Here is a 20,993-nt window from a genome sequence, read left to right on the forward strand (position 1 = left end):
TCGGGACGTATCACCGAAAAACTACGCTCATTTCCGGCCAGCTACCGTGGGCAACCGGCGGAGGACCGTCAGCGACCGGCGGCGACGGCCGGCACAGGCACGCCTTACGCGGACTCGGCACGCGAACCCGGTGCGGGAACGTGCGAGCCCCGTACGCCACTCAGTGCATGAACTCAGTACGCAAACTCAGTACGTGAACCAGGTACGCGGACTCAGTACGCGCGAGCGACGACCGCGATGGTGCCCGGGGCGTCGTCCGCGGCCGGCACGGAGCCGTCCTCGGCGATCAGACAGCGCACGGAGACGCTCTGCTGGGCGAGCTTGGCCTCGCCCTCCGGGCCGAGGTCCGCCCACGGGATGCGGGCCCAGCCGGTGGCGGCGGCCTCGGCCGCCTCCTCGATGGTCGCCACGTCCACGGTGCGCGACTCGCGGCGCTCGCGGCTCTCGCGCAGCAGCTGCGCCTGATCCTCTTCGAGGATCTTGGGGATCAGGGTCTCCAGCGCGTCGAGCGCCACCGGCTCCTTGCCCCCGGCGATCCGGCGGGCCAGCATCGCGGTGCCGTTCTCCAGGTCGCGCGGGCCGACCTCGACCCGCACCGGGACGCCCTTGAGCTCCCAGTCCACCGCCCGGCGGCCGAACGGGGTGTCCGTGCGGGCGTCCACCTGGACGCGGATCCCGGCCGCCTTGAGGCGGGCGCCGATCTCGTGCACCTTGTCGATGACCGTGTCGTCGCCCTTGATGGCCACCACGACCACCTGGACCGCGGCGAGCCGCGGCGGGACGCGCAGACCGTTGTCGTCGCCGTGCGACATGATCAGCCCGCCGACCATGCGGGTCGAGACGCCCCACGAGGTCTGCCAGACGTGCTCCTGCTTGCCCTCGCCCGACAGGTACGAGGTGTTGAACGCCTTCGCGAAGTTCTGGCCCAGCTCATGGCTGGTGCCCATCTGCAGGGCCTTGCCGTCGCCCATCATCCCCTCGAGGGTGAGGGTGTTGATGGCGCCCGCGAAGCGCTCCTTGGCGGTCTTGCGACCGAGCACCACATCGATGCCGAGGACGTTCACCATGAAATCGGCGTACACGTCCCGGTGAATCCGCGCCGCGTAGGTGCGCGCGTCTTCGTACGTGGCGTGGGCGGTGTGGCCCTCCTGCCAGAGGAACTCGGTGGTGCGCAGGAAGATGCGCGGACGCATCTCCCAGCGGACCACGTTCGCCCACTGGTTGATCAGCAGGGGCAGGTCCCGGTAGCTCTGCACCCACTTGGAGAAGTACTCGTTGATGATCGTCTCGGAGGTCGGCCGGACGACGATCGGCTCGTCCAGCTCCTTGCCGCCGCCGTGCGTGACGACCGCCAGCTCGGGGGCGAAGCCCTCCACGTGCTCGGCTTCGCGCGTCAGGTACGACTGCGGGATGAAGAGCGGGAAGTACGCGTTCTGGGCGCCCGCGTCCTTGATGCGCGCGTCCATCTCCTGCTGCATCCGCTCCCAGAGGGCGTATCCGTACGGCCGGATCACCATCGTGCCGCGCACCGGGCCGTTGTCGGCCAGCTCGGCCTTGTTGACCAGGTCCTGGTACCAGCGGGGGAAGTCGACCGCCTGAGGCGTGAGAACGGGGGGCTTTGCCATGCCGCCGATGTTACGGGGCGATGACCGTCGGACGTGAATCGGGCCGCCCTCTGGACGGGAGCGCAAAACCGGAGTTGTCTGGCTTTCGGGGACATGCACAAAGCACCGGGGGGCACGAGGACGGCGACTCGGCTGATTGGGGCGGCTCCGATGACAACCACGCTCGTTCGCGGATCCACGACACGTGGCGACAGCAGGGCACGGGACTGGGCCGAGATACAGGAGCGGATGCTCGTACCGCTCTACGAGGCCGTGTACGACCGGCTGGATGTCGGCCCCTCCACCCGCCTGCTCGGGCTGGGCTGCGGCTCGGGCCTCGCGCTGCTGATGGCATCGGCCCGCGGCGCGACCGTCACCGGCTGCGACGTCGACGAACGGCGGCTCGCGCTGGCCCGTGAGCGGCTGCTCCCCGAACCGCAGTGGGGCGTGCCGGCCCGGCGACGGACCCGTGCCGAGTTACGCACGGGCGGCGTCGAGCACTCGGCGGACCGCAAGGGCGCGCCGTTCACGATGGTGACGGCACTGGATCCCGCGTCGCCCTGCGACGAGTTGCGGCCCGAACTGCAGGAGGCGGCCCTGCTCACGGAGCACGGCAGCCCCGTGGTGCTGGCCGGCTGGGGACCCTCCGAGCGGTGCGCCACCTACCGCGTGCTGTGTGTCGCGGCCCGGCTGGCGGAACCGCGCGGGCACACGGCCAGAAGGCGGCTGAGCGGCCGCGACGACCTGGAGGAGCTGGCCCGGGACGCCGGGCTGCGGCCGGACGGCTCCGGCCGGGTGGCCTGCCCCTTCGGCTATCCGGACATGGACAGCGCGGTCCGCGGACTGCTCTCCACCGGCCTGTTCGATCCGGCCACCGAGGCCACCGACCAGGCGCAGGTGGAGAAGGAGCTGGCGGAGGCGCTGCACTCGTACCAGCGGGCCGACGGGACGGTGCGGATGGAGAACGTCTTCCGGTACGTGGTCGCCCGCGTCTGACCCCGCCCAACATCCGCGCGCGTCCGCCCACGTCCGACCCGGCGTGACACGTCGAGTCCGGCCCGAACCCGTCCGCCTCGCCCAGCGCCCGCGAACCGCTCCCGTCAGGGAGCCGGTCCGCGGGCGTCGGCATGTCCGGGGCCGGTTGAGGAGAGGACTGTCGGTTCGGAGGAGGACGCCCACTCCGATGCCGCGGCCGCTCGCGCCAATTCGGGAGTAAATCGTACGATCAGGTCAAAATCGGCATCCAGGCAGGAGCCTTGACCATGCGGTTCTCCCCCCACGCCCGCGTTTCCCCTGGTCCCGGCGCCGTCCTCGGCGCACTGCTCGGCCTGCTGCTCGCCCTCGCCGTGCCGCTCGCGCAGGCGCCGGCGCACGCCGCCGACGCCATGCCGCGCACCATCCCCGCCCTCCAGCAGTGGACCGCGGGCACCGGTTCCTACACCTTCGGCCCCGCCAGCCGGGTCATCACCGACAGCGTCCACTCGTCCGCGCTCGGCACCACCGGACAGGTCTTCGCCGACGACCTGACGCAGCTCGCCGGAAGGACCGTGAGCCACACCAGCGGCCCTGCCTCCGACGTGCGGCCGGGAGACCTCTTCCTCACGCTCGGCTCGACGGACACCGCCCTCGGTACCGAGGGCTACGCCCTGACCGTGGCCCCGTCCGTCACCGTCCGGGCACGGACCGACGCCGGGGCCTTCTACGGCACCCGCACCGTGCTCCAGCTCCTCAAGCAGTCCCCCACCATCGCCGCCGGGTCGGCCCGCGATTGGCCGGCCAAGCCCGAGCGCGGGCTGATGGTCGACGTGGGGCGGAAGTTCTTCACCCTGCCCTGGCTCCAGGGCCAGATCAGGGACCTCGCCTATCTGAAGATGAACTACTTCCACCTGCACGTGTCCGACACCTACGGCTTCCGGCTGGAGAGCGTCAGCCACCCCGAGATCACCTCCGCCGAGCACTACACGAAGCAGCAGATCACCGATCTCATCGCGCTCGGCGCGCGGTACCACGTCACCGTCGTGCCCGAGATCGACATGCCGGGCCATATGAACACGACGCTGGCCGCCCATCCCGAGCTGCGGCTCACCAACAGCGCGGGCACCGCCAGCAACCAGTACATCGACCTGTCCAACCCGGCGGCCTACCGCCTCATCAAGGACCTGATCACCGAGTACCTGCCGCTGTTCCCCGCCGAGTACTGGCACCTGGGCGCGGACGAGTACGTCACCAACTACGCCAACTACCCGCAGCTCCTCAGCTACGCCCGCGACCACTACGGCGCCGACGCGACCGCCAAGGACGCGTACTACGGCTTCATCAACTGGGCGGACTCCCTTGTCCGGGCGGGCGGCAAGACGATGCGGATGTGGAACGACGGCATCAAGCCGGGCGACGGCACGATCACCCCGAACGCGGACATCACCGTCGACTACTTCAACGTCTACGGGCTCACCCCGCAGCAGCTCATCGAGGCAGGCCACACCGTCCAGAACGCCAGCTGGAACCCGACCTACTACGTGTTCGGCGGCGGCCGGCCCAACACCCAGTACATGTACGAGACCTGGAACCCGGACATCTTCCAGGGCGGTTCCACCATCGCCGCCCCGTCCCGCAACCGGGGCTCGAAGCTGCACGTCTGGTGCGACCACCCGGACGCCGAGACCGAGGAGCGGACGGCGGCAGGGATCATGACGCCGATGCGCGCCCTCGCCCAGCGGACCTGGGGCTCCCCTCTGCTCGTCCCGACCCTCGCGGAGTTCCAGCCGATCGCCACCGCCATCGGCCGGCCGCCCGGCTGGCCCACCGACACCGCCGCCGGTGATCTGGCGCTCGGCCGTCCGGTGACCGTCTCCAGCACCGAGGCGCCCGCCCTGGCGGCGGAGAGCGCCGTGGACGGCAGCTACGGCAGCCGCTGGTCCAGCGCCTTCGCGGATCCGCAGTGGCTGACGATCGACCTGGGCGGCAGCCAGGCCGTCGACCGCGTCAAGCTCACCTGGGAGGCGGCCTACGCCACGGCGTTCCAGATCCAGCTGTCGGATGACGGCGCGACCTGGAACACGGTCTACTCCACCACCAGCGCCTCCGGCGGCACCCAGAACCTGACCGGGCTCAACGGCTCCGGACGGTTCCTGCGCGTCAACCTCACCCAGCGCGGCACCGTCTACGGCTACTCGCTGTGGGAGGTCGAGGCCTACCACGACGGTGCCGCCTCGGCGGAGGTTCCTGCGGTGACGAGTCCCGTAGCGACGAGTCCCGCAGTGACGAGTCCCGTGGCCGCCACGACGTAAGCCGCGCGTTCCGCGCTTGACCTCAACCTTGGTTCAACTCGCAGGCTGACGGCACACACACCGAGCAGCACACGAGCACCGATCGAGGAGAGCGTCATGATTCTGGTCACCGGAGCGACCGGCAAGGTCGGCGGACAGGTCGTGTCCCAACTGCTGGACCGGGGGGCGGCCTTCCGCGCCCTGAGCCGCGACCCCGGCACCGCCGGGCTGCCCGACGGCGTCGAGGCCGTGGCCGGCGACCTGTCGGACCCGGAGAGCCTGGACGCGGCGCTCGACGGCGCCGACACCGTCTTCCTGGTCTGGCCGTTCCTCACCGCCGAGGCGGCGCCCGCCGTCCTCGACAGGATCGCGAAGCACGCCCGCCGCATCGTCTATCTGTCGATGATGGGCGCACAGGAGCGGACCGACGGGCCCGTGGACCCCATCACCTTGTTCCACAGCGAGGTGGAACGGCAGATCGAACGGTCCGGGCTCGCGTGGACCTTCCTGCAGCCGGTCGGCTTCGCGTCCAACACCCTCGGCTGGGCACCGCAGGTACGTGCCGAGGGGGTCGTCCGCGATCTGAACGGGGCACTGGCCCGGCCGCTGATCCACGAGCGGGACATCGCGGCGGTCGCCGTACGCGTGATGACGGACGGCCCGGACGAGGGGCACGCGGGCGCCAAGTACGTCCTCACCGGACCCGCCCTGATCACGCAGGCCGAGCAGGCGCACGCCATCGGCGAGGCGATCGGCCGCCCGGTGCGGTTCGAGGAGATGACGTTGGCGGAGAAGCGGGAGCAGATGCTGGCCTGGCTGCCGCCGTCGGGGGTGGACGCCGTCATGAACGCATGGGCCGGCATGGCGGGCTCCTCCGAGCCGGTCACCGACACCGTCGAAGAACTCACCGGCACCGCCCCGCGCACCTTCCGCGCATGGGCCGCCGACCACGCCGCCGACTTCCGCTGACACCGGGGCCCCCACCGAGCACGGGGACGGGTCAGGCGCCGGGCCACTCCTCGGCGGTGAGGGCGAAGCGCTCGTGGTCGCGCCAGTCGTCGTTCAGGTAGAGCATGCGCGGTGAGAAGCCCTCGTGGCGGAAGCCGAGGCGCTTGGCCATGGCGAGGGAGCGCCCGTTGTCGGGCTGCACGTTGATCTCCAGCCGGTGCAGACCGAGCCCGTCGGGATAGCTGGTGAAGCAGCGGTCGACGACCTGCCGCAGGCCTTCGGTCATCCGGCCGGTGCCCGCGTACGGCAGGTAGCTGTCGTAGCCGAGGGTGCCGTTGCGGAACCGGGCCCGCACGATGTTCGCGACGTTGACCTTGCCGACGATGCCGCCGTCCTCGTCGTTGAGGATCAGGAAGGTGCGCAACGACGGGCCCTGGCGGCGCAGAAGTTCGTGGAAACCGTCCGGATCGACCGGGTTCCACGGGCTCAGATGATCGGCGGACCGCAGGACGGCCTTGGCGTACGCGTCGGCGTCGCCAGGACGTGGTTCTCGGATGGATACGCGCATGGCGCCATCATGCCCCGGACGTGAGAGCGCCCCCTGCCGGGGGCGCTCTTCCGCCGTGCCGTCCAGGAGGACGTCAGCCCATGAACTTCTTGAACTCGTCGGGGAGTTCGAAGTTCTGCGCCTCCGGTGCGGCGGCCGCGCCGAAGGGGCTGTCGGCCTGCTCGGCACGGCGGGCGGCCTCCGCCGCCTCGTCCGCCTTGCGCTTCATCGGGTTGCCACTGCGCTGCTTGCCCTTGGCCTGCTTGACCTGCTTCTTCTTCTTACCGGCACCACCCATGCCGGGCATCCCCGGCATACCGGGCATGCCGCCGCCCTGGGCCATCCGCGACATCATCTTGCGGGCCTCGAAGAAGCGCTCGACCAGGTTCTTGACCGCGCTGACCTCGGTGCCGGAGCCCTTGGCGACGCGGGCCCGGCGCGACCCGTTGAGGATCGTCGGGTCCTGGCGCTCGGCGGGGGTCATCGACTTGATGATGGCGGCGGTGCGGTCCACGTCGCGCTCGTCCAGATTGGCGATCTGGTCCTTGATCTGCCCCATGCCCGGCAGCATGCCGAGCAGCTTGGAGATGGAGCCCATCTTGCGGACCTGCTCCATCTGGGACAGGAAGTCGTCGAGCGTGAACTCCTTCGGACCCTTGGCCAGCTTCTCGGCCATCTTCTGGGCCTCGGCCTGCGAGAAGGTCTGTTCGGCCTTCTCGATCAGGCTGAGCATGTCGCCCATGCCGAGGATGCGGGACGCCATCCGGTCCGGGTGGAAGGTGTCGAACTCGTCGAGCTTCTCGCCGTTGGAGGCGAACATGATCTGCTTGCCGGTCACGTGCGCGATGGAGAGCGCGGCGCCACCGCGGGCGTCACCGTCGAGCTTGGAGAGCACCACACCGTCGAAGCCGACGCCGTCGCGGAACGCCTCGGCGGTGTTGACCGCGTCCTGGCCGATCATCGCGTCGACGACGAACAGGATCTCGTCCGGGCTGACGGCGTCACGGATGTCGGCGGCCTGCCGCATCAGCTCCTCGTCGACACCCAGCCGGCCGGCGGTGTCGACGATCACCACGTCGTACTGCTTGGACTTCGCGAACTCGATGGAGTCCTTGGCGACCTTGACCGGGTCGCCGACGCCGTTGCCCGCCTCGGGCGCGAAGACCGCGACGCCCGCGCGCTCCGCGACGACGGAGAGCTGGGTCACGGCGTTCGGACGCTGCAGGTCGCAGGCGACGAGCAGCGGGGCGTGGCCCTGGCTCTTGAGCCAGTAGCCGAGCTTTCCGGCGAGGGTGGTCTTACCGGCACCCTGCAGACCCGCGAGCATGATCACGGTCGGCGGCTGCTTGGAGAAGCGGACCCGGCGGGTCTCGCCGCCGAGGATGCCGACGAGTTCCTCGTTGACGATCTTGATGACCTGCTGCGCCGGGTTCAGCGCCTGCGAGACCTCCAGTCCGGAGGCCCGCTCCTTGACCTGCTTGATGAACGCACGGACCACCGGCAGCGCGACATCCGCTTCCAGCAGGGCGATACGGATCTCGCGCGCGGTGGCGTCGATGTCCGCCTCGGAGAGGCGGCCCTTGCCCCGGAGGTTCTTGAACGTCGCTGCAAGGCGATCGGAGAGGGTATCGAACACGGTGGTTGCGGGTCCTCGCGTCAGGGGTTGGCGGTGGTCGTCCCCCAGGGTATCCGCTGGTGTGCCCTCCATCGCCGGGCAGGCGGGATTGCGCCTGCCCGGCGACGGACGACCGTACGGCTCAGCGCAGCGCCCGCTCCACCTCGCGGGCGACCTCCGCCGCCCGTACCTCGCCCAGAGGAGCGCCGTCCGCGCCGACGACGTAGAACGCGTCGACCGCGTTCGCGCCGAGCGTGCTGATGCGGGCGGACCGCACGTCCACCCCGGTCGCGGCCAGGGCGTAGCCGATCCGGTGCAGCAGTCCGGGGGCGTCCTGGGCGCGGACCTCGATCACCGTGGCCACCTGGGAGCTGCCGGCGGCGACGGTGACCCGGGGCGGCGGGGCGGCGAGCGCGCGGCGGCGCGGGTAGGCCGCCTCGCGTTCGGCGAGCCGGGCCTCGATGTCGAGCGAACCGTCGAAGGCCCGCCCCAGGTCGGCGCGGAGCCGGGCGGCTTCCGGCAGCGCCCCGTACTCGGCGGAGACCCGCCAGCTGAGCAGCGTCACCGGCCCTTCCCCGATCGGGTCGACGGACCGCAGGTCGGCGGCGCGCACGGTGAGCCGGTGCAGGGCGAGCACGCCGGCGGCCTGGGCGAGCAGTCCCGGCCGGTCCGGGACGGCGAGCAGCAGCTCGACGCCCAGCCGCTCGGGGGTGCTCTCGTCGCCTCCCTCGGGGTCGGGTTCGGCGTGGGCGTGCAGGGCGAGCACCGGGCCGCCGGTGCGGGCGGCCTCGACGGCGAGGCGTTCCTCCTCGGCCGTCGTCTCGGCGGCGGCCGGTTCCGGCACCTCGCCGCCGGCGAGCAGTTCCGCGACGCGTTTGACGAGGTCGGCGAGGAGCGAGGCGCGCCAGTTGCTCCACGCGGCGGGGCCGGTGGCGAGCGCGTCGGCCTCGGTCAGGGCGTGCAGCAGCTCCAGCGTGCCGCTGTCGCGCACCACGTCGGCGACGCCCTTCACGGTCACCGGGTCGTCGAGGTCGCGGCGGGTCGCGGTGTCGATGAGCAGCAGGTGGTGGCGGACGAGCAGCGCCAGCGTCTCCACGTCGGCGGGGCCGAATCCGATGCGGATGGCGACATCGCGGGCGATGACCTCGCCGGCTTCGCTGTGGTCGCCGGGCCAGCCCTTGCCGATGTCGTGCAGCAGGGCCGCCATCAGCAGCAGGTCGGGGCGCCCGACGCGGCGGGTGAGACCGGAGGCGCGGACCGCCGTCTCGACGAGGTGCCGGTCGACCGTCCAGCGGTGGACGGCGTTGCGCTGCGGGCGGCAGCGGACCCGTTCCCAGTCCGGCAGCAGCCGGGTGATGAGCCCTTCGGCCTCCAGCGCCTCCCAGACCTGGACGGTGGCCTCGCCCGCGCCGAGCAGGGTGAGCAGTTGTTCGCGGGCCTCGGCCGGCCAGGGCACCGGCAGAGGGCGGGCGGCGGCGGCCAGCCGGCGCACCGCGTGCAGGCTCAGCGGCAGCCCGGCCTGGGCGGCCGCGGCGGCGGCGCGCAGCGGCAGTACGGGGTCGCGTTCGGGCTTCGCGGCCAGGGCCAGGACGGCCTCGCCCTCGTGCTCGACGACTCCCTCGGCGAGCGGGGTGCGCTCGGCGGGGGCGGCGGCCGGGCCGGAACGGCCGATGCCGAGCAGGCCACGGCGGCGCGGGCGCGCCTCGCGGGAGCGCAGCACGCGGCCGACCTCGCGCCAGGTGACGTCGGCCGCGTAACTGATGGTGCGGGCGGCTTCGTAGACCTGGCGCAGCAGGGCGTCGGCGTCGAGCAGGCCGAGGGCTTCGGCGACCTGGTCCTGCTCCTGGAGGGCGAGCCGGTCGGTGGCCCGGCCGGTGACCAGGTGCAGGGCGTCGCGGGCGTTCAGCAGCCGGGTGCGGGCCTGCTCCAGACCTTCGCGGGGCGCGTCGGCGAGCCAGGACGCGGCGACGGCGCGCAGTGCGGTGGCGTCGCGCAGCCCGCCCCTGGCCTCCTTGAGGTCGGGTTCGAGGAGGTAGGAGAGCTCCCCCTGGCGTTCGGCCCGTTCCTGGCACAGTTCGTACAGGGCGGGCAGCCGCTTGGGGGCCTGGTTGCGCCAGTCGGCGAGGGTGGCCGTCCGCAGGGCCGCGGTGAGGGACGGGTCGCCCGCGATGTGCCGGGCGTCGAGCAGTCCGAGCTGGACCTTGAGGTCCTCGGCGGCGGTCTCGCGGGCCTCGGCGGCGGTGCGGACGGAGTGGTCGAGGTCCAGACCCAGGTCCCAGACCGGGTACCAGATCCGGTCGGCGAGCCCGGAGACCCGCTCCTTGGCGACGGAGGGGTCGTAGAGCAGCAGCAGGTCGAGGTCGCTGCGCGGGGAGAGCTCGCCGCGCCCGTAGCCGCCGACGGCGACCAGGGCGTATCCGGCGACGCCGGTCTCCCTCGCCGCGCCCGCGGCGAGCCCCGCCAGCCAGTCGTCGGTGAGTCCGGACAGGGCGGAACGGCGCGGCGGCCCGGACCGCGCCTCCTCGTTGAGGAGGCGCAGCCGGGCCGCCGCGTAGCCGCCGGGACCCTCAGGGGTTCCGGCGGCGGATCCGTCGTCCGCTTTCGCTTCGACGTTTTCCGTCACGTGTGCTCCAGCGCTGGGCGCTTGTCGCGAGAACCGGTCCGCCAGGGCGGGGACCGGGTCTAGAGGGCGTCCGGGCCGCGTTCGCCGGTGCGTACGCGGACCGCTGTCTCGACCGGGATGCTCCACACCTTGCCATCACCGATCTTGCCGGTGCGGGCGGCCTTGACGATGACCTCGATCAGCTGATCGGCGTCACTGTCCTCGACCAGCACCTCTATGCGGATCTTCGGCACGAGGTCGACGGTGTACTCGGCGCCACGGTAGACCTCGGTGTGGCCGCGCTGCCGGCCGTAGCCGCTGGCCTCGGTGACGGTCAGACCGTGCACCCCGAAGGCCTGCAGGGCCTCCTTGATCTCGTCCAGCCGGTGCGGCTTCACAACTGCCGTGATGAGCTTCACGCGTCCACCTTCTTGTCCGAGGCGCCGGCCTCGCTGCTCTTGGTACCGGGAACGGGTGCCGCGCTGGTGCGGACCGTGCCGCCGCCCGCTCCCGCGAAGTCGTACGCCGTCTCGGCGTGCTCGATCTGGTCGATGCCGGTGACCTCGTCGTCCTCGGTGACCCGGAAGCCCATGACCAGGTCGATGAGCTTGGCGAGGACGGCGGAGGCGACCAGGGAGTACCCGAGGACCGCGCCGACGCCGACCGCCTGCTTGCCGAGCTGGTCGAGGCCGCCGCCGTAGAACAGGCCCTTGGCGGTCTGGCCGACGCCGCCGGTGGCGAAGAGGCCGATGAGCAGGGAGCCGACGACGCCGCCGACCATGTGGACGCCGACGACGTCCAGCGAGTCGTCGTAGCCGAACTTGTACTTCAGGCCGACCGCGGCGGCACACAGCACACCGGCGATCACACCGACGGCGATCGCGCCGAGCGGCGAGACCGAACCGCAGGCGGGGGTGATCGCGACCAGGCCGGAGACCGCGCCGGAGGCGGCGCCCAGGGTGGTGAAGGAGCCGTGCCGGAGCTTCTCGTAGGCGAGCCAGCCGAGCATCGCGGCTGCGGTGGCGACCTGGGTGTTGGTGAAGGCGACGGCGGCGACGCCGTCGGCACCGAGCCAGGAGCCGGCGTTGAAGCCGAACCAGCCGAACCACAGCAGACCCGCGCCGAGCATGACCAGCGGCAGGCTGTGCGGGCGCATGGGGTCCCGCTTGAAGCCGACCCGCTTGCCGATGACGAGGATCACTCCGAGGGCGGCGGCGCCCGCGTTGATGTGGACCGCGGTACCACCGGCGAAGTCGATCACGCCGTACTTGAAGAGCCAGCCGTCCGAGGCCCAGACCCAGTGCGCGACGGGGAAGTACACGACCGTCGCCCACAGGGTGATGAACAGCGCCCAGGCGGTGAACTTCACGCGGTCCGCGAGCGCACCGCTTATCAGCGCCGGGGTGATGATCGCGAACATCAACTGGAAGACGGCGAAGACGTAGACCGGGATGCCGTACCCGGGCCACAGCTCGCCGATGCCGATGTTGCGCATCCCGAGCCAGCTGGTGCCACCCATGAAGCCGTTGCCGGAGTCGAAGGCGAAACTGAATCCGTAGAGCGTCCACAGAATGGTGATGATGCCGAGACTGATGAAGCTCATCATCAACATGTTCAGCGCGCTCTTGACGCGGACCATGCCCCCGTAGAAGAAGGCCAGGCCCGGTGTCATCACCATGACCAGGGCGGCGCTGAGCAGCATGAACGCCGTATTTCCGGTATCGAGCTTGGGCGCGTCAGCGGCAAGCGTCATGATGGCTGGTGCCATCGGCGTCTCCTCGTCATCCGAGCGGCCCTGCGGGACGGTGCTGGGTGGGCCGGTTATCGCCCAGAGGTTGTCCCAGTCGGGTTTCGCCCGATGCCGCAGGGTGTTTCGACGCGGTGACGAAGAAGTCCCATGTGTTACGTGAAGATGAACCGCTCCCGGCAGAGGCGGCCGCTGTATACGGGACCGGCCGCGGAAGTCACCCGGTTGACCTGGCGTGGGGGAGCCGAGTCGAGCTGAACGGGTGGACTGCCGCGGCCGGGGTCTGAGGGTGCCGACGGTCAGGCGGTTTCGGCCACTTCCGGGAGCTCGACCGCCAGCCGCTCGGAGAGGTCGATGACCTCGGCGATGTCTCCGAAGTCGCGCATCGCGGTGTCGGCGGTCTTGCGGATCCGGGTGTTCACCCGTTCCGAGCGCACTTTTCTGGCCACGGAGATGGCCTTGTGCGTCATGTCGGCGGCCTGTTCCGGGTTCCGCTCAAGGAGGTGGACGGTGGCCATACCGATGAGGTTGAGGGCGTACGCCCGCTGGTGGACGGAGTCCTGGCCGAACAGCTCGACCGCCCGCTCCATCACGGGGTGGGCGAGCGAGGCGTAGGTGGAACTGCGGCCGGCGACGTAGGCGAGGTCGCGGTAGGAGTGGGCGTTCTCCGCGTTCAGCTCGGCCTCGTTGAAGAAGCTGATCCAGTCCGGGTCGTCGTCCTTGCGGGCGTCGGAGAAGGTGTCCTCGGCCATGCGCACGGCCCGGTGGCACTTGCTGACCTGGCCCATGCTGGCGTAGGCGCGCGCCTCGACGGCGTGCAGCATCGCCTGGGTGGTGGCGGTGGCCGAGTCCCGGCTGCCGTACTGGGCGAGGTGGATGAGCTCCAGCGCATCGTCCGGCCGGTTCAGGTGGATCATCTGGCGGCTCATGCTGGAGAGGATGAACGCGCCCAGCGGCCGGTCCGCGGCCTCCTTGGCGGCGTGCAGGGCGAGCACGAAGTACTTCTGCGCGGTGGGCTGCAGGCCGACGTCGTAGCTCATCCAGCCGGCCAGCGCGGCGAGGTCGCCGGTGACGCGGTAGAGCCGCTTGGCGACCGCTTCCGGGTGCGACTCCTGGAGCAGGTCGGTCACCTCGTGCAGCTGGCCGACGACCGCCTTGCGGCGCAGCCCGCCACCGCACTGGCTGTCCCAGGTGCGGAACATCACCGTGGTGCTCTCCAGCAGCTGCAGCTCGGGCTCGGAGAGCCGGTTGGGCCGGTTCCCGGTGTCCCGGGGCGCGCCGGCGACCGGCGTCGGGAAGGCGCCGAGCGAAGGGGGCACCAGCCACCGCTGCATCGGCTCGACGAGAGCGGGCCCCGCCGAGAGGGCCAACGAGGCTCCGAGGAAGCCGCGGCGGCCGAGCATCAGGTCGCTGCGGGAGAAATCGTTGATCAGCTGGACCGTCTGGGGGCCCGCCCAGGGCAGGTCCACGCCCGATTCCGACGGTGACTGGTGCGCCGACCGCAGCCCCAGGTCCTCGACCGGGACCACGCAGCCGAACCGCTCGGAGAACAGCTCGGACATGATGCGCGGAATCGGCTCGCGCGGCTGCTCACCGTCGAGCCAGCGCCGCACCCTGGACGTGTCGGTGCTGATGTGGTGGGCGCCCATCTGCCGCGCCCTGCGGTTGACCTGCCGGGCCAACTCACCCTTCGACCAGCCACTGCGCACGAACCACGAGTTCAACTGCGCGTTGGGCTGCTTGTCCTGTGTGCCGCCCACCGGTTTGGCCCCCATCCGAGTCGCCCAACGCCTTTACGGCCAAGGCCCGCTGATACCGAACCCTGCTGCCTTGCCTCCGGCATACCGGCGGGGACACATGGCTGGTGCTCACGAACTGAAAGTAATCCTACGATCACCCATCCGGCGAGTGCCACAGCGGAAACGCCACCATTCGCCACCCCTTCGAATGAACTCCTCTGCGGCTGTACACGATTCACTTGACACACCCCGGCCAAGCAGGGGCGTAACCATCGGCGACTGCGATCCGTTGGGGGTGTCATGGGTTTCACGATCGGCGGCATTCGGGATATCCGGGCCGGCTCGCGCCGGAGAGAACGCGCCACGGCGTGCACCACGGTGGCGGATTACACCGGGTTGTGCGGTTGGGCGGTCACGCCGGGAGCGCGCGCCGTCCGCGGCGGCGGAGCGTGCTCGTGCGGTGATCCCGCCTGCAAGGAACCGGGGGCGCATCCGCTGGTCTTCGCCGACGAGATCCCGGCCGGCGCGACCCTGGAGCAGGCCAACGAGGCGTGGGACCAAGTGCCGGGAGCGGCCGTGCTGCTGCCGGTGGGCCGCACCTTCGACGTCATCGACGTGGCGGAGCACTCCGGGCGGCGCGCGCTGGTGCGGCTGGAACGGATGGGGCTGCGGCTGGGCCCGGTGCTGGTCACCCCGACGGGCCGCGCGCAGTTCTTCGTCGCATCGGGCGCCGCTGCCGAACTCCCGCACCTGCTCTACCGGATGGGCTGGGACGACACTGCCCTCGACCTGCGCTGCCTGGGCCTCGGTGACCACGTCACCGCCCCGCCGTCCGACCTCGGCGGAATGGGCCCGGTGCGCTGGCTGCGGTCACCGCTGCTCGACTCGGTCCACCAGCCGCCGGAGGCCCGGCTGCTGCTCGGCACCCTGGCCTACGTCTGCCACCGCGACCTGACACCGGGCCCCTGGCTCGTTCGGGCCTGAGGGGCCGGCCACCGAACCATCACCGCGCGGGAGATACGTAAGGGGCGCCCTCGGGGAGGGGCGCCCCTTACGTCTACCATCGCTCGAAACTCTCGTACCGGGTCAGTCGCCGATCAGGGCGTCGACGAACGCCTCCGGCTCGAAGGGCGCCAGGTCGTCCGCGCCCTCGCCCAGCCCGATCAGCTTCACGGGCACGCCCAGCTCGCGCTGGACCGCGATCACGATGCCGCCCTTGGCGGTGCCGTCCAGCTTGGTCAGCACGATGCCGGTGATGTCGACGACCTCGGCGAAGACCCGGGCCTGTACCAGCCCGTTCTGGCCGGTGGTCGCGTCGAGCACCAGGAGCACTTCGTCGACCGGGCCGTGCTTCTCGATGACCCGCTTGACCTTGCCCAGCTCGTCCATCAGGCCGGTCTTGGTGTGCAGCCGGCCCGCGGTGTCGATCAGGACCGTGTCCGCGCCCGCGGAGATACCTTCCTTCACGGCGTCGAAGGCGATCGACGCCGGGTCGCCGCCCTCGGGGCCGCGGACGGTACGGGCGCCCACCCGCTCGCCCCAGGTCTGCAGCTGGTCCGCGGCGGCGGCACGGAAGGTGTCCGCCGCGCCGAGCACCACGCTGCGGCCGTCGGCCACCAGCACGCGGGCGAGCTTGCCGGTGGTCGTGGTCTTGCCGGTGCCGTTGACACCGACGACCAGCACGACGGCCGGGGTCGTCTCGTGACTCTCGGTCTTCAGCTCGCGGTCGAGCGTGGGGTCGACCAGGGTCAGCAGCTCCTCGCGGAGCAGGGCGCGCAAATCGGCGGGGGTGCGGGTGCCGAGCACCTTCACCCGGGCGCGCAGCCGGTCCACCAGCTCCTGGGTCGGAGTGACACCCACGTCGGCGGTGATGAGGATCTCCTCGATCTCCTCCCAGGTGTCGTCGTCGAGGTGCTCGCGGGAGAGGAGCGCGAGCAGCCCCTTACCGAGCGTGTTCTGCGAGCGGGACAGCCGGGAGCGCAGCCGCACCAGGCGGCCGGCGCTGGGTTCGGGCCGTTCGAGTTCGGGAGCCGCGGGTGCGGGCAGCTCCTCCACGGCGTCGGGCGCGCCAGGCGCGTCGGGGAGGACGACCTCTTCGATCGTCCGGCGCGGCTCGTCCCGTGGGACCTCCGCTTCGTCTCCGACGCGTGGCTCGGCGGGCGGCGCGGTGATGGTCGGCGTGCTCGGCGGCGCGGGCGGCAGCTGCTTCTTGCGGCGGCTGCCGACCACCAGTCCGCCGGCGGCGACGACCACGACCAGGGCGATGACTACAGCAAGGATGACGGTTTCCATATCGCCCCCAGTATCGGTCACGGCCACCCCCGAAGGCGACAGCGCGGCGGGCCGGGCCGGCCACGGACGGCCGCGCCCGCATCGGATCCGGCCCCGGCCGTGCGGACCGGCGGCCGCGCGACCGCGCCCCTACCCATCTGACACAGCGTCAGATAACCTCTGGTCCGCCACCGGTGAAGGAGCGTCTGCCATGCCCGTCACGGTCATCCGGTTCAACCTCGTCGATCCCGCCGCGGAGCCGACGTCGCTCAGTGCCCGCTACAAGGCCGCCCTCGAGATGGCCGCCTACGCCGACGACCGCGGCGTGGACACCGTCCAGACGGAGGAGCACCACGGCGCGGCCAACGGCTGGCTGCCGTCGCCCCTCACCTTCGCGGGCGCGGTCTTCGGCGCCACCCGGCGGATCGCGGTCACCGTGTCCGCCCTGATCGGCCCGCTCTACGATCCGCTGCGGCTCGCCGAGGACATCGCCGTGCTGGACCTGCTCAGCGGCGGGCGCCTCGTCACGGTGGCGGGCATCGGGTACCGGCAGGCGGAGTACGACGCGCACGGCCGGGACTGGACGCGCCGCGGCAAGCTCCAGGACGAGGTGCTGGAGACGTTGCTCAGCGCGTGGACCGGCGAGCCCTTCGAGTACCGGGGCCGGACCGTACGGGTCACCCCGCGCCCCTTCACCCAGCCGCACCCGCTGCTGCTGGTCGGCGGCAGCTCGAAGGCGGCTGCCCGCCGCGCCGCCCGGCTGGGTCTGCCGCTCTTCCCCAGCGCGTACCTGCCGGAGCTGGAGGCGTACTACCGGGAGCGGCTCGCCGAGTACGGCACCGAGGGCTGGTGCATGATGCCGCCGGCGAAGGTGCCGCTGCTGCACCTGTCCGAGGACCCGGACCGCGCCTGGGCGCAGTACGGCGAGCACCTGCTGCACGAGGCCCGGATGTACGCCTCCTGGCAGTCGGCCGACATCCGCTCCGCCGTGCGCTCGGCCGCCACCGGCGTCGAGGAGCTGCGCAGCGAGGGGGTCTACCGGATCGTCACGCCCGACGAATGCGTCGCCCTCGCCGAAGCCGGTGGGGACCAGGCGAGCCTGGTCCTGCACCCCCTGTGCGGGGGCATGCCGGTCGACGAGGGCTGGCGCAGCCTGCACCTGCTGGCGGAGCAGGTACTGCCACGCCTCAAGTGAGGACGTGATCCGCCGGAGGACGCGACCCCGCCTGAGGACGGGCCGGATGGGACCTAGCCCATCTCCTCCAGCGTCTTGCCCTTGGTCTCCTTCACGAACTTGAGCACGAAGGGGATGGAGAGGAGGGCGAAGAAGGTGTAGATGAGGTAGGTCCCCGACAGGTTCCAGTCGGCCAGGCTCGGGAAGCTCGCGGTGATCGCCCAGTTCGCGATCCACTGCGCCGAGGCCGCCACGCCGAGCGCCGCCGCGCGGATCCGGTTCGGGAACATCTCGCCGAGGAAGACCCAGACCACGACACCCCACGAGAGGGCGAAGAAGAGCACGAAGACGTGGGCGGCGATGAGCGCCACGGTGCCCTCGGTGTTCGGCAGCGTCCCCTCGGCGGTCTTGGCGGAGAAGGCCCACGCCTCCAGCGCCAGGGAGACGGCCATGCCCGCGGAGCCGATCAGGGCGAGCGGCCTGCGGCCGATCCGGTCGACGAAGATCATCGCGATCACGGTGCCGATGATGTTCACGATCGAGGTGGTGAACGAGTACAGGAATGAGCTGCTCGGGTCGATGCCGACCGACTGCCACAGCGTGGACGAGTAGTAGAACGCCACGTTGATGCCGACGAGCTGCTGGAAGACCGAGAGGCCGATGCCGACCCAGACGATCGGCAGGAAGCCCATGCGGGAGCCGAGCAGGTCGTGGAAGGTCGACTTGTGCTCACTGCGCATGGCGTGCTCGATCTCCGCCACCCGTGCGTCGAAGTCGACGTTCTTGCCCTCGACGTCGGCGAGCACCTTCTTGGCCTGCGCGGTCTTGCCGACGGAGATCAGGAAGCGCGGCGACTCGGGGATCGCGAACGACAGCAGCCCGTAGATGACCGCCGGGACGACCATCACGCCGAGCATGACCTGCCAGACCTCCAGGCCCATCAGCTCGCCGCGCTGGTCGCCGTCGGCCGCGTTGAGCAGGCCCCAGTTGACGAGCTGCGAGACGGCGATGCCGATCACGATGGCGGCCTGCTGGAAGGAGCCGAGCCGTCCGCGGTAGGCGGGCGGGGAGACCTCGGCGATGTACGCCGGGCCGATCACCGAGGCCATGCCGATGGCGATACCGCCGAGCACCCGCCACATGGCGAGGTCCCACAGGGCGAACGGCAGCGCCGAGCCCACCGCGCTGGCCGTGAACAGCACGGCGGCGATCTGCATGACGCGGATGCGGCCGATGCGGTCGGCGATCCGGCCGGCGGTGGCGGCGCCGATGGCGCAGCCGATCAGCGCGATCGCGATCACCTGGGCGAGGGTGCCGGAGCCGATGTCGTACTTGCCCCGGATGCCCTCGACGGCGCCGTTGATCACAGAGCTGTCGTAGCCGAACAGGAAGCCGCCCATGGCGGCCGCGGCGGTGATGAAGATGACGTGGCCGAGGTGATCCGGATGGGCCTGCCGGCCTTCAGGACCGGCCACAGGTGCGGTGCTGGTCAACGTGTACTCCTGGGGCTCGGCGGTGAGCCCCTCGCATGAGGGACTGGATCTTCAGTGTCAGCCGCCGACGGGACGGCCACCACTCGAAGGTAAAAGTGACGCTGCAGAGACTATGCCTTCAAGTTTCGAAGTCAACAGCGGGTCTGTTCGGACTTCTGAGAGCGATTGGCGCAGAGCTCACCCGTTTGAGTTCATCAATTGAATGAATAAGAGCTCAGGCCAGCTTCCGCTTGCCGTCCCGCAGCCGCTGGCTGATCACTTTGGAGACCCCATCGCCCTGCATCGATACGCCGTACAGGGCATCGGCGACCTCCATCGTCCGCTTCTGGTGCGTGATGACGACAAGCTGTGAACTCTCCTGAAGCTCCTCCATGAGACCGATCAACCGCTGCAGGTTCGTGTCGTCCAGCGCCGCCTCGACCTCGTCCATCACATAGAACGGACTCGGCCGGGCCTTGAAGATCGACACCAGCAGTGCCACCGCGGTCAGCGAGCGCTCACCACCCGACAGCAGCGACAACCGCTTGACCTTCTTCCCGGGCGGCCGCGCTTCAACCTCCACACCTGTGGTGAGCATGTTGTCCGGGTCTGTCAGCATCAGCCGGCCTTCGCCGCCGGGGAAGAGCCGGGAGAACACGCCCTCGAACTCCCGCGCCGTGTCGTGGTACGCCGCCGAGAAGACCTGCTCGACGCGCTCGTCGACCTCCTTGACCACCTGCAGCAGGTCCAGCCGGGTGTTCTTCAGGTCCTCCAACTGCTCGGTCAGGAACTTGTGGCGCTCCTCCAGCGCGGAGAACTCCTCCAGCGCCAGCGGGTTGACCTTCCCCAACTGCTGGTAGGCCTTCTCCGCGGACTTCAGCCGCTTCTCCTGCTCCGCGCGCACGAACGGCTTCGGCCGGTTGCGCGGGTGCTCCGGATCCTCGGGCAGCTCCTCGCCCTCGGCGGCCAGCGACGGCGGCACCGGATGGTGCGGGCCGTACTCGTCGACCAGCCCGGACGGCTCGATGCCGTGCTCCTCCAGCGACCGGGTCTCCAACTGCTCGATGCGCAGCCGCTTCTCGGCGCCCAGCACCTCGCCCTTGTGGACGAAGTCGGTCAGCTTGTCCAGCTCGGCCTTGAGCTCCCGGCCCTGCCGGCGCTCCTCCCCCAGCTGCGCCTCGCGCTCGGCGCGGGCCCGCTCGGCCGCCCCGCGCTCCTCCTCCGCACGGGCCAGCGACACCGACACGTACTCCAGCAGGGCGCGCGCGCCCGCCAGCACCGCGCCCGCCACCCGGGCCTCGTACTCCAGCCGGGCCCGGCGCCGCTCGGCGAGCGCCCGGGTCTCGCGCTCGATGCGGGCCGCGCGGTCCAGCCCGTCCGCCCGCCCGGCCAGCCCCTTCACCCGCTCCTCGTGGGTCCGCAGTTGGAGCCGCGCCTCCATCTCGGTCTGCCGCGCGTTGGCCCCGTCGGCGGAGAGCCGGTCCCGCACGGAGGTGTCGGGCTCCTCCTCACCGGGCGCCTCCACGGCCTCCCCCAGCCGCACCGACAGCTCCTCGAACTCCTCCATCGCCGCGGCCAGCGACTCCTCGGCCCGCCCCACGGCGGCGGCGCTGCGCTCGGCCTCTCCCCCGGCGGCGCGCGCCTGACCGGCCAGCCGGCCCAACTGCTGGGCGACGGCGGACTTCTCCTTCTCCGCCGCCCGCCGCGCCTGTGCGAGCGAGTCCACGGTCACCGCGCACGCGGCGCGCCGCTCCTTCGTCTCCTGCTGCTCCCGAGCCAGCGCATCGCACAGCACCGCCAGCCGCTCCAGTTCGCGGGCCGCGTCGTCGACGGCGGCCCGCACCTCCAGCAGGCTGGGCACACCCGCCGAGCCGCCGTGCGCGAAGTGCGCGGCGAGCACGTCCCCCTCGGCGGTGACGGCGGTGAGTTCCGGGTGCGCGGCCACGAGGGTCTCCGCGTCGGCGAGGTTCTCCACGACGACCGTGTCGCGCAGGATGCGGTGCACGGC

At 71.1% G+C, this 20,993-nt stretch carries 15 protein-coding genes; 5 read left to right on the forward strand and 10 right to left on the reverse strand.

What is annotated here, in order from left to right; all coding sequences use genetic code 11:
- Window positions 1–212: 212 nt before the first annotated feature.
- Window positions 213–1,625, reverse strand: coding sequence for a proline--tRNA ligase (gene proS, locus O3X23_RS24870; protein WP_269273733.1), 1,413 nt, complete (start codon window positions 1,623–1,625; stop codon window positions 213–215).
- 150 nt (window positions 1,626–1,775) lie between these two features.
- Here proS and O3X23_RS24875 point away from each other — a divergent pair, with 150 nt between their 5' ends.
- The 3 genes from O3X23_RS24875 to O3X23_RS24885 all read left to right on the forward strand — a co-directional run bounded on the left by O3X23_RS24875 (window position 1,776) and on the right by O3X23_RS24885 (window position 5,839).
- The gene (locus O3X23_RS24875; RefSeq protein WP_269273735.1) at window positions 1,776–2,600 is read left to right on the forward strand and encodes a class I SAM-dependent methyltransferase; all 825 of its coding nucleotides are present in this window, start codon (window positions 1,776–1,778) and stop codon (window positions 2,598–2,600) included.
- A gap of 266 nt (window positions 2,601–2,866) precedes the next feature.
- Window positions 2,867–4,891 carry a family 20 glycosylhydrolase gene (locus O3X23_RS24880; RefSeq protein WP_269273736.1) on the forward strand — a complete coding sequence of 675 codons (2,025 nt, stop codon included), beginning with the start codon at window positions 2,867–2,869 and terminating at the stop codon, window positions 4,889–4,891.
- Window positions 4,892–4,987: 96 nt separating this feature from the next.
- Window positions 4,988–5,839, forward strand: coding sequence for an NAD(P)H-binding protein (locus O3X23_RS24885; RefSeq protein ID WP_269273737.1), 852 nt, complete (start codon window positions 4,988–4,990; stop codon window positions 5,837–5,839).
- Between the two features lie 31 nt (window positions 5,840–5,870).
- On the opposite strand, the gene O3X23_RS24890 is transcribed toward O3X23_RS24885, so the two are convergent.
- From O3X23_RS24890 to nsdA, 6 genes are all read right to left on the reverse strand, one after another.
- Window positions 5,871–6,386, reverse strand: a complete 516-nt coding sequence (locus tag O3X23_RS24890; protein WP_269273739.1) for a GNAT family N-acetyltransferase — start codon at window positions 6,384–6,386, stop codon at window positions 5,871–5,873.
- 73 nt (window positions 6,387–6,459) lie between these two features.
- Complete coding sequence (gene ffh, locus O3X23_RS24895) at window positions 6,460–8,001, reverse strand: signal recognition particle protein (protein WP_269273741.1); 1,542 nt, start codon at window positions 7,999–8,001, stop codon at window positions 6,460–6,462.
- A 121-nt stretch (window positions 8,002–8,122) separates the two neighbouring features.
- Window positions 8,123–10,603: a [protein-PII] uridylyltransferase gene (locus O3X23_RS24900; protein ID WP_269273743.1), complete on the reverse strand. Its 2,481-nt coding sequence runs from the start codon at window positions 10,601–10,603 to the stop codon at window positions 8,123–8,125.
- A gap of 59 nt (window positions 10,604–10,662) precedes the next feature.
- Entirely contained in the window at window positions 10,663–11,001 is a 339-nt protein-coding gene (locus O3X23_RS24905; RefSeq protein WP_269273744.1) for a P-II family nitrogen regulator, read from the reverse strand.
- The gene (locus tag O3X23_RS24910) at window positions 10,998–12,350 is read right to left on the reverse strand and encodes an ammonium transporter (protein WP_269273745.1); all 1,353 of its coding nucleotides are present in this window, start codon (window positions 12,348–12,350) and stop codon (window positions 10,998–11,000) included. Before O3X23_RS24910 ends, O3X23_RS24905 begins: the two co-directional genes overlap by 4 nt.
- Window positions 12,351–12,628: 278 nt before the next feature.
- On the reverse strand, window positions 12,629–14,104 hold the full coding sequence (gene nsdA, locus O3X23_RS24915) for a transcriptional repressor NsdA (protein ID WP_443047961.1): 1,476 nt from the start codon (window positions 14,102–14,104) through the stop codon (window positions 12,629–12,631).
- A 264-nt stretch (window positions 14,105–14,368) separates the two neighbouring features.
- Here nsdA and O3X23_RS24920 point away from each other — a divergent pair, with 264 nt between their 5' ends.
- Window positions 14,369–15,052 (forward strand): bifunctional DNA primase/polymerase, encoded by a 684-nt coding sequence (locus tag O3X23_RS24920; protein ID WP_269273749.1) that lies wholly within the window; start codon window positions 14,369–14,371, stop codon window positions 15,050–15,052.
- A gap of 102 nt (window positions 15,053–15,154) precedes the next feature.
- Here the strand turns inward: O3X23_RS24920 and ftsY are convergent, their stop codons facing one another.
- On the reverse strand, window positions 15,155–16,360 hold the full coding sequence (gene ftsY, locus O3X23_RS24925) for a signal recognition particle-docking protein FtsY (protein WP_269273751.1): 1,206 nt from the start codon (window positions 16,358–16,360) through the stop codon (window positions 15,155–15,157).
- Window positions 16,361–16,550: 190 nt separating this feature from the next.
- Between ftsY and O3X23_RS24930 the strand changes: the two genes are divergently transcribed.
- On the forward strand, window positions 16,551–17,534 hold the full coding sequence (locus O3X23_RS24930; protein WP_269273753.1) for an LLM class flavin-dependent oxidoreductase: 984 nt from the start codon (window positions 16,551–16,553) through the stop codon (window positions 17,532–17,534).
- A 53-nt stretch (window positions 17,535–17,587) separates the two neighbouring features.
- On the opposite strand, the gene O3X23_RS24935 is transcribed toward O3X23_RS24930, so the two are convergent.
- Together O3X23_RS24935 and O3X23_RS24940 are read right to left on the reverse strand one after the other, a co-directional pair.
- A complete protein-coding gene (locus tag O3X23_RS24935; RefSeq protein WP_269273755.1) occupies window positions 17,588–19,006 on the reverse strand; it encodes a sugar porter family MFS transporter in 1,419 nt (472 codons plus the stop codon).
- Window positions 19,007–19,220: 214 nt separating this feature from the next.
- Window positions 19,221–20,993, reverse strand: a 1,773-nt coding sequence (locus tag O3X23_RS24940) for an AAA family ATPase (protein WP_269273756.1), incomplete at its 5' end; no start/stop codon positions are given.

The organism is Streptomyces sp. H39-S7, assembly GCF_027158205.1.
Classification (GTDB): domain Bacteria; phylum Actinomycetota; class Actinomycetes; order Streptomycetales; family Streptomycetaceae; genus Actinacidiphila.